Here is a 15,616-nt window from a genome sequence, read left to right as displayed (position 1 = left end):
TTTGTGACCTTTGTGCCTTCGTGGTAAAATAAATATAAAACCACAAAGACACAAAGAACACGAAGGAAAAACCCTTTGTGTCCTTTGTGCCTTCGTGGTAAAATAAATATAAAACCACAAAGACACAAAGAACACGAATAAAAAACCCCCTTTGTGTCCTTTGTGCCTTCGTGGTAAAATAAATATAAAACCACAAAGACACAAAGAACACGAATAAAAAACCCTTTGTGTCCTTTGTGCCTTCGTGGTAAAATAAATATAAAACCACAAAGACACAAAGAACACGAAGAAAGTCCTATTCGTAAAATAAATACATCTATTATGAGTCCAGAAATTGAAGCCGCGATCGCGGCTATTGAAAAGTTATCTCCCCAAGAACGGCAACAAATTTTGCAAATGTTGCTGGAAAGCCAACAACCCAATCTCGAAAAACTTAGCGATCGCTTTTGGCAAGGAGTTGCTTTGCATGAGTTAATAGAATCTCAAAAACCAATAACAGTAAATCAGCCCCAAGAACTCCGGGCATATTTTTGGCCAGAAGAAGAGTCTATTGATGATTTTTTAACTTTTATGAGAGAACAACGTCAAGGAACATTAAGCAGTGATTTAAGTTAAAATGGGTGTGATACTAATCGATACTGATATTACTTCTTTTATTTTCAAGGGTAGTAATTACGCTGACCCTTATCTACCGCTTTTGCCCGGTCATCAGTTAGCCCTTTCATTTATGACAGTTGCCGAACTATTTCAATGGGCAATTCTGCATCATTGGGGCGATCGGCGTCTCGCACAATTAGAGGAATATCTATTAAATTACTTGGTGATTCCAACGGATCTACCTCTTTGTCGGCAATGGGCAAAAGTTCGGGGCGATCGACAAAGTATTGGACGGCCAATTTCGCCTCAAGATGCTTGGATTGCCGCTACTGCTTTGCGTCATAACTTACCCCTTGTCACCCATAATGTAAAAGATTTTCTAGACATTCCTAATCTCCAATTACTTACTCCTCCGTGACCTTTGTGCCTTCGTGGTGATAAAATATAAAACCACAAAGACACAAAGAACACGAAGAAAAAACCCTTTGTGTCCTTTGTGTCTTCGTGGTAAAATAAATATAAAACCACAAAGACACAAAGAACACGAAGAAAAAACCCTTTGTGTCCTTTGTGCCTTCGTGGTAAAATAAATATAAAACCACAAAGACACAAAGAACACGAAGAAATTCCTAATAGGTAAAAAAATATGACTCAAATTACCATAGAATTACCAGATAAATTAGCTGAACAATTGAATGCTTATCTCGAAGCAAATCCCCAAGATAGTTTAGCCCGATTAATTGATGAAGCTTTACAAATTAAGCTAACTCCAAAAGATAGTTCAAAACTTTTAGAACTTGCGGGCATTGTCACCGAAGCCCCACGGGGGGCAGCAGACCATGCGGAGGACTTTGAAAATTGAAACAGCTTGTGTTGGATGCTGGCCCTCTGATTGGTCTATTTTATGCCAAAGATACTTACCACGAACAATGTGTTAATGGATTTCAACAATTGGCTAAACAAAAAACAATTCTACTCACCCCCATTCCCATTATTTTTGAGGTTTACAAATGGTTACTACAGCGGACTTATCCAGCGATCGCTCAAAATACCCTCAAAGTTATGCAAGAAAGTTTACACCCAGTAGCCTTAGATCAAAATGACTTTGAACAAATACAAGCAATGGTGACTCAATTACCTCAATGGCAAGGTTCTTTAGAAGATGCCACAGTTGTATTTATAGCATTGCGCTACCATAGCCCAGTTTGGACATATAACTTTCGGGATTTTGGCACTTTCAAAAATCTGGATTTTTGGACGCCATATCCTTTGTGACCTTTGTGCCTTCGTGGTAAAATAAATATAAAACCACAAAGACACAAAGAACACGAAGAAAAAACCCTTTGTGACCTTTGTGCCTTCGTGGTAAAATAAATATAAAACCACAAAGACACAAAGAACACGAAGAAAAAACCCCTTTGTGTCCTTTGTGTCTTCGTGGTTCAAACTTCCACCACAAAGACACAAAGAACACGAACAAAAAACCCTTTGTGTCCTTTGTGCCTTCGTGGTAAAATAAATATAAAACCACAAAGACACAAAGAACACGAATAAATTAAATAAATTACTAAAGGATAAAATATGAATACTCAGTTAGTTGATTCGATTATTCAAGTGATTCAGGCATTACCCCAAGCCGAACGAAAAATGCTGATCGACCAACTTAATCGCATGGTAGAATCTGACACAAACTCTATTAATGAAGATGCCTGGGAAGTTTGGCGATCGCTAGGGGATGATGCCGTGGCAGGGCGGTTAGAAAATACTTCTATCTACCATGATAAATATCTCTATTCTCAGGAGCAATAAAAAAATTAATGAAAAAAATATTTGTAGATACAAGTGCTTTTGCTGCCCTAGCTGACAAAAATGATGATAATCATATCAAAGCGGTAGAATTTAATCGTCAAGTTAAGGGAATTATTCTCGTGACTAGCAATTATATTTTAGATGAGCTTTATACTTTGTTGCTGATGAATGTTGGGTACGACCCAACGGTAAAATTTAAAGCCAAGCTGGATATACTCATTGCTCATAACCTATTACAAATTGTCTGGATTTCCCCAGAAATTAACCGAAAAACTTGGCAAATATTCGAGCAATTCAATAGAGATAAGCAATGGTCTTTTACCGACTGTACCTCTTATGTAGTGATGAAAGAATCTGGAATTACTGAAGCATTTACTTTCGACCGCCATTTTTCGCAAATGGGCTTGATTCGTCGTCCTGATTAACTTTTAACCTTTGTGTCCTTTGTGCCTTTGTGGTAAAATAAATATAAAACCACAAAGACACAAAGAACACGAAGAAAAAACCCTTTGTGTCCTTTGTGCCTTCGTGGTTTAAACTTCCACCACAGAGACACGAAGAACACGAAGAAGTCAAACTCAATTTAATTTAAGATTATGGCTATTACTAATTATGACCGAGTGACTAAGGCTTTGGCTTTACTCCAGGAAGGTGTTTATCCGTTTTTGGAACGTGAGATGAGAAGTCATTATGGCAGTCGTTGGTTGTCAGCGGCTGCCGCTTGTTTACCGGATAATTATTTGGGGCGAAAGCAGGATATTCAGGAGGTTTTGCGTCAGGATGTTTCCGCTTTGTTGATTGTGATGTGGGAACAGTGGAGTAATGTTTTTAAGAGTGTTTTGGGGCGCAGCGAACGGAGTATTGTTAGCGAGTTACGGGATACTCGGAATGAGTGGGCCCATACGACTACTTTTTCTAGTGATGATGCTTATCGGGCTTTGGATAGTGTTGCCCGGTTGTTGTCGGCGGTTTCTGCCCCCCAAGCGGTGGCGGAGGTGGAACGGCATAAGCAGGAGTTGTTGCGAGTCCAGTTTGAGGAACAAGCCCGTTATCGGTCTCGACGGGCAGCAGTGATTCCGACGGAGGGGCAGCCCCAAGGGGGTTTGAGTCCTTGGCGTGAGGTGGTGACGCCCCATCGTGATGTGGCTTCCGGTCGGTTCCAGCAGGCGGAGTTTGCGGCAGATTTGTGGCAGGTGTATTTGGATGAGGGGAGTAATGAGTATCGCGACCCGACGGAGTTTTATGGTCGGACTTATTTGACGGAAGGGTTAAAGCAACTTTTGGCGAATGCCCTACGGCGGTTGAGTGGTCAGGGTGGAGATCCGGTGATTTCTTTGCAGACGAATTTCGGCGGTGGGAAAACTCACGCGATGTTAGCCCTTTATCATTTGGCTAATGCTTTGAAAATTGCCGATTTGCCGGGGATGGAGTCGATTTTTCAGGATTTGGGTTTTCAGGAACCGCCCCAAGATGTGAATGTGGCGGTGTTGGTGGGGAATAAGTTACAGCCGAGTGGGATTGTTGGTTATAAGCCAGAACATGAGGGTCAAAGTCGCCCGGTGATTAATACGCTTTGGGGTGAGTTGGCTTGGCAGTTGGGTGGGGCGGAGGGTTATGAGTTGGTTCGCAAGGCGGATGAAACTTCGACTAATCCTGGGGATGCGTTGAAGGTTCTGTTTAATCGGTTCGCCCCTTGTTTGATTTTGATTGATGAGTGGGTGGCTTATGCGAGGCAGTTGCATGACCAGAGTGATATTGCCGGGGGCAGTTTTGAGACGCAATTTACTTTTGCCCAAACTTTGAGTGAGTCGGCGAAGAATGCCGATCGCACTTTGTTGGTGGTGAGTATTCCCGCTTCTGATATTTCCGACCCTCATACGGGTCAAACTCGCAGCAATGATATTGAGACGGGAGGAGAACGGGGGAAGGAAGCCCTGGAACGGTTGAAGAATGCGATCGGGCGGGTGGAGTCCCCTTGGCGTCCCGCGACGGGTGAGGAGAGTTTTGAGATTGTCCGACGGCGGCTATTTCAAACCAATACAGACCCGAATTTATTTGCCAAACGGGATGTGGTGGTTCGGGCTTTTGCCGAAATGTACCGCAACCAAAGTCAGGAGTTTCCCTCGGAATGTAAGGAACCGGATTATCAGCAGCGAATGAAAGCCGCTTATCCTATTCATCCCGAACTGTTCGATCGCCTCTATTCGGACTGGTCGAGTTTGGATAAGTTCCAACGGACTCGCGGGGTGTTGTGTTTAATGGCGAAAGTGATTCATTCTCTGTGGGAACGCAATGATCAAAGTTTAATGATTATGCCAGCCCATGTAGCGATCGATGATGTCCAAGTGCAGTCGCAACTTAGTCGCTATTTAGAAGATAACTGGATTCCGGTAATTGAGAAAGATGTAGATGGGCCAAATTCCTTGCCCTTAACTCTCGATCGCCAAAATCCCAACTTTGGCCGATATTCTGCTTGTCGTCGAGTAACGCGGACAATTTATATGGGGTCAGCCCCCACGTTGCGGGCGGCAAATCGCGGCTTAGAAGACCGTCGGATTAAGTTAGGTTGCGTACAACCGGGAGAAAATCCGGCAGCGTTTGGGGATGCGTTGCGGCGGTTAAGCGACCAAGCGACCTATATCTATTTAGATGGTAATCGCTATTGGGTTTCGACACAACCGAATGTGAACCGAACGGCGATCGAACGGACCAATCAATTATTAGAAGAAAACGAACGCTATAAGGTTGAGGCAGAAATCGTCAGACGGCTGAAAAAAGATAAGTCCAAAGGTGAATTTAGTGCGGTATTAATAGCCCCAGAATCTACCGCTGATATTGCGGACGATGCCAATTTGGGGGTGCGGTTGGTGATTTTGGGGCCGCAATATCCCCATAGTCGGAATAATCCAGAAAGTAAGGGGCAAAAATGGGCGGAAGACGCTTTACACCATAAAGGAAATAGCCCCCGGTTTTATAAGAATACGCTGCTATTTTTAGCTGCCGATAGCAATAAAATTGAGAATTTAGCCCGGAATGTGGCGCAATATCTGGCTTGGGAGGCGATCGTTGAGGATAAGAAGATTTTAAACCTAGATGCTTTCCAAGAAAAGCAGGCGATGAATAAAAAAGAGCAATCAGATAAAGATGTAGGAGTGATTCTGCTGGATACTTATCAATGGTTGCTGGTGCCGACGCAAGAGTTGAGAAGAGAGGAAAGAGGGGAGAGAAAAGAGGAGAGAGGAAAGAGAGGAGAGGAAAGAGGGGAAAGTAAAGCGGAAGGAGAAGATAGTAAAGCGGAAAATAGTCTCTCTCCTCTCTCTTCTATTATCTCCCCGATTGAATGGAAAGAAACCCGCTTGCAAGTGCAAGGTTATCTGGTGGAAACTGCTAGTAAAAAAGCCGAATATGAAAGTAATTTACTCACGACCTATGGCCCTAATCTTTTGCGGCTTGAAGTGTTAGATGAGATATTATGGCGCGATCGCCTTGACCTAAGCAGCTTGTGGGACTATTTGACCCGCTATTTATATTTACCCCGCTTAAAGGATCGATCGGTTCTTTTAGAATGTATTCAAAATGGGGTAAACTCGATTAATTGGGCGGATCATTTTGCCTTTGCCACAGGTTTTGATGAGGTCAAAGGCGAATATATCGGGTTACAATTTGGCACAGGAATTAATCCTAGTATTAGCCCAAATAGCCTGATTGTGAAACCGGAAGTTGCCCAAAGACAAATCGATGCGGCACAAGCGGCAAAAGCATCTAATAGTCCCAGTATTTCAAAGTTTGCCGAAAAAGGTGGGGCATATCAAACATCAGAAACTAGCGGAAAAACCGACGCTAATAATGATAGCATAAAGTTGCCAGAAAAGCAACCCCCCCGCCGATTTCATGGCAGTGTGGAAATCGACCCGATGCGGATTAATCGAGATGTAGGTGCGATCGCTAATGAAATCATCCAACATTTGACAGCTTTAACCGGGGCAGAAGTAAAAATCACCTTAGAAATTTCAGCGGATATCCCCGAAGGAGCACCAGATAATATTGTCAGAACGGTGACAGAAAATTGCCTAACTTTGAAATTTAAACATCAATCTTTTGAGTCAGAGTAAATAGATTTGAGGGAAAAAATAAGTAATTTAAACCACAGAGGCACAGAGAAACACAGAGGAGTTCGTCAATTTGTCTTTGTTTCTATGGGAATTACTGGCGGAATAATGGTCTTGCAACAGCGATAATTTCTGATGTTTTCGTAAAACAGGTGACAACCAACAACCACCTTGCCCTGAGTTTCGACCCTTCGACCCCGCTCCCTTTGACTTCGCTCAGGACTCAACTTCCGCGAAGCGATGTCCTGAGTTCTGAGTCCTGAGCCCTGAACCCTGAGCCGGTCGGGATGCGAAGGGTCGAGATGCGAAGGGTCGAAGGGCAACCAACAACCAACAGCTAATTATTGTCCTTCAAAGATAACAATTCTAAAGCATTATTCACAAATAAAGTTTGCTGCGGGATGCCAATAGAAATACCGGATTGATCTAATCGGGTTTTTAATCGACGACGGCATTCTCGTCCCACAATCAAATGTTGTAAAGGCTTTACCTTTATCCAAACCCGAATCATCAACCCCGCATGATCCATACGGTCAATGCCTAAAAGTTCTGGAGGGGCAATAATTTTCTCGCGCCATTCAGGTTCGTTGTAAATCTCATCAACCACTTCTTGAATTACCGCAAAAGCTTGATCGATATTTGTCTGATAAGACACATCCAAAGTCAGATCGACTCTAGCCCATTCTTTGGAAAGATTTTGGACAATGGTAATAGAACTGTTGGGAATTGTAATTAAGCGACCTTCTCCGTTTCTCAGTTGAGTGATGCGTAGATTCATGTTCTCCACCAGTCCACCGACATCACCCACGGCAATCACATCGCCAACGGCATATTGGTCTTCTAATAAAACAAAAAACCCATTTATCGTATCTTTAATCACATTTTGTGAACCCAAAGAAATAGCTAAACCTAAAATTCCGGCTCCAGCCAGCAACGGGCCAATATTAATCCCAATCACGGATAAACCGACGAAAATCCCTACAGTAATTAATAGGCCACTACTGAGATTTTTAAGCACTCTGGAAAACGTAGAAAATCTTAAAGCGAGGCGTTCAGAATTGTCAATCGATTTAAATTTTCTGTTTTCTAAAGCAGCAAAGAAGCGATCGATTGCCATTCGACCGATCCGAATCGCCAAATAAGTGGAAAGACCTGTAAATATTAGCTGTAAAGGAATTGGCAAAAGGGAAATAATTATAGGTTGTAACCAGCGGCTATAAGGAAATATGCCTAAAACAACATAAGTGCCAACTCCCAAAACTCCCCCTTGACCCAAAGGCACCAGCCCTTGTTGGATTTCGTTAAAATTTCGTTTTTGCAGTAGGGTAATCCGTTGTTGCAATAGAGGGTTTACTGCTTCAGAAGATTCTGAAAAATTTTCTAAAGAATCTAAATAATTTTCCGATGATTCCGAGATGTTGGTCTTGGTTTCAGTTTCTTTATCTGCGGTTTCTGGAGTAATTTTACTTTCAATTTTTTTATGGTCTTTTTGCAGTTTTTGCTGCATAGAAACCAGAGTCAAATTAGACAATATTATGATAAAAATTACTACCGCAGCGGACATGGCTTGTTTTTTAAGTGCTTCGGGTTGACGTTCTAACTCAGCGTTTTTTAAGGCTTGTTGAATTTCTTGAATCCATTGGTAGGCTAAGGTTTCTAAGTCAATGCCCTGAATTTCCGCATCGAGATTGGTAACGGTTAAAATATAAATGGGTTGGGGTTGATTTTGCCAAGAAACGTAAATAACTGGCAGACCATTAACCGTTTCATAGTAAACTTTAAGCGTGTTTGGCTCAAAATTGCTTTGAAGCACGGTTTTTAGATGATGTTCAATAATTTCTGTCCGATTGTTGGTTAAGGGAGCGATGGAAAATATGATTCTGCCATCCAGTCTGACCGGGGCAGGAGTAATTTTTTGATTTTGATTAGCAGATAATAGAGGCGGCAAAATGATTTGCCAGCTTGTTCTGGCGGTGGATTTGGTGACTGGTTTAAACAGGGGAGGTGTTGACGAAGTTGCTGGGCTAGATGCTTTTGGTTGATCTGACGAGTTGGTTGGAGTTACTAAGGCTGGTTGAGGGTTGGTTTGAGCTTTTGTTAGTGGTTCTGAGGTAGATGTGGTGTTTGGACGGGTCGGTTCGGTTTGTGACCAGGCCGCAGAAATGGCTGATGGGTTGAAGCTGAGGGTACAAGCGATCGCGATCGCCATCAGGGTTTTTCTTGGCGGCTTTTTCCGGGGATGCTTTCTGGCCATTTTATTATGGTGATACATGGTCTGATTTTGGTTCATCAATCGATTTAGGGTTTGCTTTTGTCGCTGATACATATTGATTTGAGGTAAAAAGTCTCATACAATCCTGATGAACTTCACAAAACTTCATTGTCAGAAGATTATCACGAAAGTTAGAAATCTATCAGAAACTTAGTGGTGCGTTCTTATTAGCATAGAGGGTGATGATTCGGTAAACTGATGGCAAGTTTTTCTGTTAACACTTAATTTTGGATCGGGAGGTAGCGGTGACTGGGGGATATTCACAGAACAACGATGATACCAATGTCAATAATATCAGCGATCGGGTCTGCGAGTTTGACCGGGCGATGATGCAAAAATGCCTGGAACTGGCACGCCTTGCCCTGGGAAAGACTGCCCCTAATCCCCTGGTGGGTGCAGTGGTGGTCAAAGATGGTCAAATTGTGGGCACGGGCTTTCATCCGGGTGCTGGTCAGCCCCATGCGGAGGTGTTTGCTTTGCGGGAAGCCGGGGAAGAGGCGAAAGGTGCGACGATTTATGTCAGTTTAGAGCCGTGCAATCACTACGGACGCACGCCTCCTTGTTCGGAGACTGTGGTGCAAGCGGGGGTGGCTAGGGTAGTGGTGGGTATGGTGGATCCGAATCCCCTGGTGTCTGGTGGGGGAATTGCCCGGTTGCGATCGGCGGGGATTGAAGTGGTGGTGGGAGTGGAAGAGGAAGCTTGCCGTAAGTTGAATGAAGCTTTTATTTACCGCATTACTCACCATCGGCCTTTTGGGATTTTAAAATATGCTATGACCCTGGATGGCAAAATTGCCACAATTACTGGGGATAGCAATTGGGTGACTCAAGATGCGGCTCGCCATGAGGTGCATAGGGTTCGAGCCGCTTGTGATGCGGTGATTGTGGGGACGAATACGGTTTGCCAAGATAATCCATTTCTGACCAGTCATCATGCCGGAACTCATAATCCATTACGAGTGGTAATGAGTCGGAGCTTGAAGTTGCCCGCAGAAGCTCATTTGTGGGATGTTTCTGAGGCGCCAACTTTGGTGTTTACAGAAGTGGGCAGTAATCCTGAGCTACAAAAATTGTTGCTGAATAAAGGGGTTGAACTGGTAGAGTTTGACACTTTGACTCCAGGAAAGGTGATGGAATCTCTATATCAGCGAGAGTTGCTCTCGGTGTTGTGGGAATGCGGCGGGACTTTGGCGGCTCCGGCGATCGCCTCTGGTGCGGTGCAAAAAGTTCTGGCCTTTATTGCGCCGAAAATTATTGGTGGAGAGAGTGCGCCTTCTCCGGTGGGCAATTTAGGTTTAACATCGATGAGTCAGGCATTGATGTTAGAGCGAGTACAATGGCGCACGGTTGGCTCTGATTGTCTGATGGAAGGATATTTACCGGAAAATCAATCGGCAAAACCGTAAAGGCTTTACCAGTATTCTGGTGCTTCTGGGGAAGATTTACTTATGCTTGAAGTTTTGATCTGGAGCCTATTTGTGGGTACGTTAGGCATAGATGGCGTGCTGGTCAGTGCATGGCTGCGTTGGCAGCAAACGGTTGTCACCACTGAGGAGGAAGAGGAGGAGGAAATTTTGAGTAACCATGAATTTAAAGATCGGTTGACTGGAGAATCTTTTTCCGGGGGGACGGTGGGGCGATCGCCTCAGACTTTGAATGGTTTAGCCAGTTCTGCCGTTCCGCATCCAGGTTCCACCGTCCCCCCTAAACCTGTCCCTCCAGCTACGCCTTTACCTAACCGGAAAAATATGGCGGCTATAAAAACTCAACCCCAGAAAGCTGACCTCCCGCAGGAGCAAACTGCTGTGATTTATGAGCCGACAAATTTAGCTAATCTTGAACCAGATATCCTGAGCCAGTGTCCGCCGGTTGTAAATGGTTTTGATTATGCTGAAATCAGAGAAAAGCCAATGTATTTTACCGATGCTTCCACCACTGAGTGGGAATATAAAATTGTTCGCGCTCATTATGATTTATTTGGCAATGCTAATGAGTTTGTTAAGTTATGTGAAGAAGAAGCCCAAGCGGGCTGGATTTTGTTAGAAAAGCTGGATGATCGCCGAGTAAGGTTTAAGCGTTCTGTGGCCATGCGCGAACAATTTGATGGGAGTCAGCTTTCTTTTGACCCTTATCGGTGTTATTATGGCCCTTCTAATCAATGGACTCATTTTGTGGGGGCGATCGCGGCGATGACGGTGATGGTTTTACCGGCTTATTTAGGTTATATTTTGGTGTCTCAGACTACACAAGAAGCCCCGAAACAAAATTCTCAAACCCAAGCCCCTGTAGAGTTGATTAATCCAGATTTTGCTCCGCCACAAATTCCTTAATTTGATACTAATTGATGCTAATTGATGCTTGATGCTAATTGATGCTAAAATTGCCGATATATGCGGATATATAAAGTGATTTATTTGGGTATTTATTTTTATTGTTATAAAAATAAAAATAAATAACTGATCTAGGCCAGATTTGCTAGATTATTGTTAGTTTGTGAGGGCGGGCCAGAGTATCTGTGATTTTTAATTATAAAGTTTTAATGATTAATTGATGAAGGATTTCGCCAAATGATGCTATGGTTGATGGTTGGTTGTTTTCTTGAAGAGCATCAATGGCTGAAGTCCCTACATCTGCGGCAGAACTGGTCGCGACCCTGGCGGAACTGCCGGATCTGAATTTTCAATTGCCAGATCCAGAAGATGAACAAATCTCCGATTTTGATTTTACCGATCAGGTGGAAAATGCCTGGAAAGTTTGCGATCGCTTTGATTTGCAAACCGATATCTGGCGGGGAAGGATTCTACGAGCAGTGCGCGATCGGGAAAAAAAAGGGGGAGAAGGACGCGGCGCCGGTTTTCTCAACTGGCTCAAAGACCGAGAAATTAGTAAAAGTCAAGCTTATGCCTTGATAGAACTGGCGAACAGTGCCGATACTCTACTAAGTCAGGGACACCTTGACCCAGAGAACATCAATAAATTCAGCAAACGAGCTTTTGTAGAAACGGCCAAGTCCGCCCCAGAAGTTCAAGAAACCATTGCTCAAGCGGCTCGGAATAGCGATCGCATCACCCGCAAAGAAGTGCGACAACTGTCGGACGAATGGACTGCCATGACCAGCGATCTCTTGCCAGAGGAACTCAAAGAAAAAGCCACATCCGGGTCTTTACCCACCCGTTATCTGGCGCCCTTGGTCAAAGAAATGGAAAAGTTGCCAGAAGCCCATCAAAAATCAATTCGCGCTGAGGCGGCAGAAAATCCCGACGTAGATACGGTCAAGCAACTAACCTCTGATGCTCGCAACCTAGCCAAATATATAGAAGCAGCGGCACAGGTTCAAACGATTAACGAACAGTCGTTAGATATTGAAATGGCTTTAGAAGAGGCTTTACGCTTAGGCTGTTTAAACACCGCCGCTGATATGGTCAAGCAAGCCGCTATCTTAGAACAGTCTGTCACCAAGCTCTACACCACCTGGCGCAGGTTAGCGAATTTAACCGATCGCCTCTATGTCGATACCGGGGCGAGCACCCCAAACTTACGGGCGTTACTCACTTGCTTGGATAAACTTGCCCGGAACACGATCGAGGTGCCAATGGACGAAGGTAGCGATCGCACCATTCGCCTACAAGTCCTCAACGAATAGAGAAGTTTCCGGGGCAGGGGGCATCCGGGGCGGGGATGAGGGGCTTTAGGAGAGAAAAGAGAGGAGAGAGAATTTTCATGGTTCACCTCTTTCATTAGCATCCTATGCATCCTCTTTCATTAGTATCCTCCCCCGCCTGATTGACGGCTCGATTGGCGGCTCGATTGGCGGCTCCCCATTAAGACGTGGTGGCACACCGTCAGCGCAATAGTTGTGAAACAACCGATTTGAAACATCCCAAGGGTCAGGTCGTCCATGTTAAAGAAAATGGTCAAGCGATCGCGACTGAGTTAAATTACTCGAATATTCAACTATTGACCGTTGACGGTTGATAGTTACAGAAACCCGGTTTTTTAATTGAGATTTGGCTTTGATGCCTAAGCCTGCCCCCGTGAAGACGGGGGTTTACTCATAAACTCTGTTTCTTGGCTCGGCGATCGGTTATTAGTTATTGATTTTCGGAGATCAATAATAACATCACTTACTTAATATTTAGGGTTTTGTAGGGGCAATCCCCCCGTGGTTGCTCTTTTTCCCTTGGTGGTGGTTGCCCATCTTTCGTGGCGGTGGTTGCCCTAATATAAGGTTAATAGGCAATTCCTAAATGAATAACTCATCAGCGATCGCCATCAATTTTAATAACAGAAAAAATCAATTAGCTAGATTAGCGTATTAGATAGACCACTGATGCACAATCCATCTATTTCTCGGCCAAATGTTCCTAAAAGTATAATTTTCGGTATCATCATCCTGTGTATCTTACCGTTTTTATTAAATCAATTGGGACTAGATTTTTCTACGCCAGGAACTCCCCTAGAAGTCACCGAAATCCTTGACTGGGACTCAGAAAAGTTAACCGATGCGCTGCATCTCACTTTAGCCGGTAGCTTTGTACATACTTTATTAGAATGGACTGCTTGTTGTGCTGCCATTGTAATTGTCTTTTTAAGCTTACTAAATTACACCGCAACCGGCAAACCTATCTCGCCAATTTTAGGGTTAGCATTATTTTTTGCTGGACTAATGGATGCTTTTCATACTCTGATGGCAAATCGACTCCTAGATTTGGCGATTGATAATCCGAATCTGATTCCTTTTACATGGGTAATCTGCCGTTTATTCCATGCTCTGATTATGGTTTTTGGCGTCAGTATTTTAATCGTTTATTCACCGGACACAGATCGAAAAAACCAGCGAAAAACTTTGATATTTATCTCTATATTTAGCTGCATTTTTGGCATCATTGCTTATGGTATTATTAATTTCTATGCCAGCAACCATAATCTGCCCGAAACTATCTTTCCTAATCAGATAATCTCTCGGCCTTGGGATGTTATTCCCATGCTAATATTTGCTTTTGCCGGATTGGTCATTTATCCCAAGTTTTACCAGCAAAATCCGAATGTTTTTACCCATTCTATCGTGATTAGTGTCATTCCTAACATAGCGACTCAGCTTTATATGGCTTTTGGCTCTAGCGCCTTATTTGACAATGGGTTTAACATCGCTCACTTTCTCAAGATTTTTGCCTATCTTGTACCTTTGATTGGCTTATCCTCTGACTATATTAATAGTTATCGCAACCAAAATCGCTCTTTGTCAATCGACTTACAGCGCAGTTGGGAATTTCTTAATTCTCTCGCGGATCAAGTTCTAGATTCAACTCGGTTAACTCGACCACTTCAGGAATCGGGAGAACAACTAGAAAGCATGGTAATTCAACAAGTCACAGCCACCCAAGAGGCTGTCCAGACAACTCAAGAAATATCGGCAGTTTCAGAACAGTTATTCTCAATAGTAGGCGAAATAGAGCAAGCTTTTACTAGGATAAAAAATTCTGGCGATTCCCTTTCCTCTAAGTTGGGCAATATCGCCCAAGAAACCACGCATTTACCTCAGATTATTAACCAAATCAACTATATTGCCACCCAAACCAAAATGCTGTCGCTTAATGCATCTATTGAAGCCACAAAGGTGGGCAAAGAAGGGACAGGATTTACGGTGATTGCTAATGAAATTATCAAGTTAGCGGAGCAAACATCAGCCATTACTCAGGAGATTAATCCCATGATTCAGGGAATGCAAGCGGCTGTCAACAGTGGGGTTAAAGAAATGAATAAGTTGAATCATTTGACAATAGAAGAAGTTAATAAATTGACGGCAATTACTCAAACAATTGATCGGACAATTAAAATGCAAAGAGACGGAGCTTATAAAATTCAAGAATCCTTGAAAGAACTGAGTTATGCTTCCGAAAATGCCTCAAATTATCTGAGGAAGACTCTAGATAAAACTAATGATTCTCTGGAGAATTTGCATCAATCTGTAGAACAATTGCAAGCAGAGATGCTTCGGTTAGCGGATCGAGATAAAGCATTCTAGAATAATTAACAGGATGTCATGGTGCCGGTCAGCTAAAGCTGACCAGTCAACGCTGACCAGCCTTGGCTGAACACCTACGAGGATGTTGATTTAGTTTCCGCTTAGTGAACGAGGACATTCTCGCTTTTCCTCTGTTAGTAAAACAGCAATACATGGGGCTGTGGTCTGAAAGTGGAATGGTTTGGGCGGTAAAGGCTATAGGCTGTTCCCGCTCTCGGAAGGAATCACCTTGTTTTCAGGGGAAATGATCCGATCAAATTTTGACCAGTGACTCTTTAGACAAAAATATTCCTAGAATCTATTCCTAGAATCTATTCCTAGAATCTATTTCTAGAATCCCAGAATATTCAACGAGCAATGGAGAAAATGAAGATGTTTGATTGGCGTAAGTTTATTTTACTGAATTTAATTGTCCTAAATATTGCGTTGGTAATTTTAGGTTTTAGCAGTTTAGTTTCGGCGAAACCGACTTTAGCAACTCTGCCCGGGCAAGAAGAAGTTATGGCGCAAAATCCCCGGGTTCAAAGATGGGATTATTGGAGAATTAGACTCAGAACTACATCTCTTGAAGAAGACTGGAAAACAGTGATCGAAAGCGGCAAAAATGGCTGGGAAATGATTAACTGTGATGTCGAAAGTAGTGATAATTCTATCTTGTGTTTTTTTAAGCGCCCGATTTGAAGGGAGAAAAAAATTATCTACTTTCTTGAAGTATCTTTGATGGAACCGATCGCCCCACGGTGAGTGCTGGTTGGGGCGATCGCCTGCAAGTGAAAACAATTTAGGCAGTAGATTAGCCCCACA

General features: G+C 43.3%; 14 protein-coding genes. 13 read left to right on the top strand and 1 reads right to left on the bottom strand.

From position 1 onward, the window contains the following. Positions 1-321: 321 nt before the first annotated feature. The 7 genes from AM228_RS00545 (at position 322) to AM228_RS00515 (ending at position 6,518) form a co-directional block, all read left to right on the top strand. On the top strand, positions 322-615 hold the full coding sequence (locus AM228_RS00545) for a hypothetical protein (RefSeq protein ID WP_054464128.1): 294 nt from the start codon (positions 322-324) through the stop codon (positions 613-615). Between the two features lies 1 nt (position 616). Further along, complete coding sequence (locus tag AM228_RS00540) at positions 617-1,015, top strand: type II toxin-antitoxin system VapC family toxin (RefSeq protein ID WP_054464127.1); 399 nt, start codon at positions 617-619, stop codon at positions 1,013-1,015. 228 nt (positions 1,016-1,243) lie between these two features. Beyond that, positions 1,244-1,459 carry a hypothetical protein gene (locus tag AM228_RS00535; RefSeq protein ID WP_054464126.1) on the top strand — a complete coding sequence of 72 codons (216 nt, stop codon included), beginning with the start codon at positions 1,244-1,246 and terminating at the stop codon, positions 1,457-1,459. After that, complete coding sequence (locus tag AM228_RS00530; RefSeq protein ID WP_054464125.1) at positions 1,456-1,872, top strand: type II toxin-antitoxin system VapC family toxin; 417 nt, start codon at positions 1,456-1,458, stop codon at positions 1,870-1,872. Before AM228_RS00535 ends, AM228_RS00530 begins: the two co-directional genes overlap by 4 nt. Before the next feature lie 306 nt (positions 1,873-2,178). Further along, positions 2,179-2,406, top strand: coding sequence for a hypothetical protein (locus tag AM228_RS00525; RefSeq protein WP_054464124.1), 228 nt, complete (start codon positions 2,179-2,181; stop codon positions 2,404-2,406). A gap of 8 nt (positions 2,407-2,414) precedes the next feature. Further along, entirely contained in the window at positions 2,415-2,831 is a 417-nt protein-coding gene (locus AM228_RS00520) for a type II toxin-antitoxin system VapC family toxin (RefSeq protein WP_054464123.1), read from the top strand. A 171-nt stretch (positions 2,832-3,002) separates the two neighbouring features. Next, positions 3,003-6,518, top strand: coding sequence for a Swt1 family HEPN domain-containing protein (locus AM228_RS00515; protein ID WP_054464122.1), 3,516 nt, complete (start codon positions 3,003-3,005; stop codon positions 6,516-6,518). 334 nt (positions 6,519-6,852) lie between these two features. On the opposite strand, the gene AM228_RS00510 is transcribed toward AM228_RS00515, so the two are convergent. Continuing rightward, complete coding sequence (locus AM228_RS00510; RefSeq protein WP_190880742.1) at positions 6,853-8,805, bottom strand: mechanosensitive ion channel family protein; 1,953 nt, start codon at positions 8,803-8,805, stop codon at positions 6,853-6,855. A 308-nt stretch (positions 8,806-9,113) separates the two neighbouring features. On the opposite strand from AM228_RS00510, the gene ribD reads away from it, so the two are divergent. From ribD to AM228_RS00485, 6 genes are all read left to right on the top strand, one after another. Next, positions 9,114-10,193, top strand: coding sequence for a bifunctional diaminohydroxyphosphoribosylaminopyrimidine deaminase/5-amino-6-(5-phosphoribosylamino)uracil reductase RibD (gene ribD / locus AM228_RS00505; protein ID WP_072160605.1), 1,080 nt, complete (start codon positions 9,114-9,116; stop codon positions 10,191-10,193). Between the two features lie 42 nt (positions 10,194-10,235). After that, positions 10,236-11,117, top strand: a complete 882-nt coding sequence (locus AM228_RS00500; protein ID WP_054464121.1) for a hypothetical protein — start codon at positions 10,236-10,238, stop codon at positions 11,115-11,117. A gap of 281 nt (positions 11,118-11,398) precedes the next feature. Then, positions 11,399-12,430, top strand: coding sequence for a hypothetical protein (locus AM228_RS00495; protein WP_054464120.1), 1,032 nt, complete (start codon positions 11,399-11,401; stop codon positions 12,428-12,430). A 188-nt stretch (positions 12,431-12,618) separates the two neighbouring features. Further along, positions 12,619-12,762: a hypothetical protein gene (locus AM228_RS31510; protein ID WP_156331435.1), complete on the top strand. Its 144-nt coding sequence runs from the start codon at positions 12,619-12,621 to the stop codon at positions 12,760-12,762. Positions 12,763-13,117: 355 nt separating this feature from the next. Then, a complete protein-coding gene (locus tag AM228_RS00490) occupies positions 13,118-14,812 on the top strand; it encodes a methyl-accepting chemotaxis protein (protein WP_054464119.1) in 1,695 nt (564 codons plus the stop codon). Positions 14,813-15,184: 372 nt separating this feature from the next. Further along, on the top strand, positions 15,185-15,493 hold the full coding sequence (locus AM228_RS00485; protein ID WP_054464118.1) for a hypothetical protein: 309 nt from the start codon (positions 15,185-15,187) through the stop codon (positions 15,491-15,493). Positions 15,494-15,616: the final 123 nt, after the last annotated feature.

This window comes from Planktothricoides sp. SR001, from assembly GCF_001276715.1.
Classification (GTDB): Bacteria; Cyanobacteriota; Cyanobacteriia; order Cyanobacteriales; family Laspinemataceae; genus Planktothricoides; species Planktothricoides raciborskii.
The sequence above is the reverse complement of the archived record's forward strand: the minus strand, read 5'-3'. Positions and strand labels throughout refer to the sequence as shown.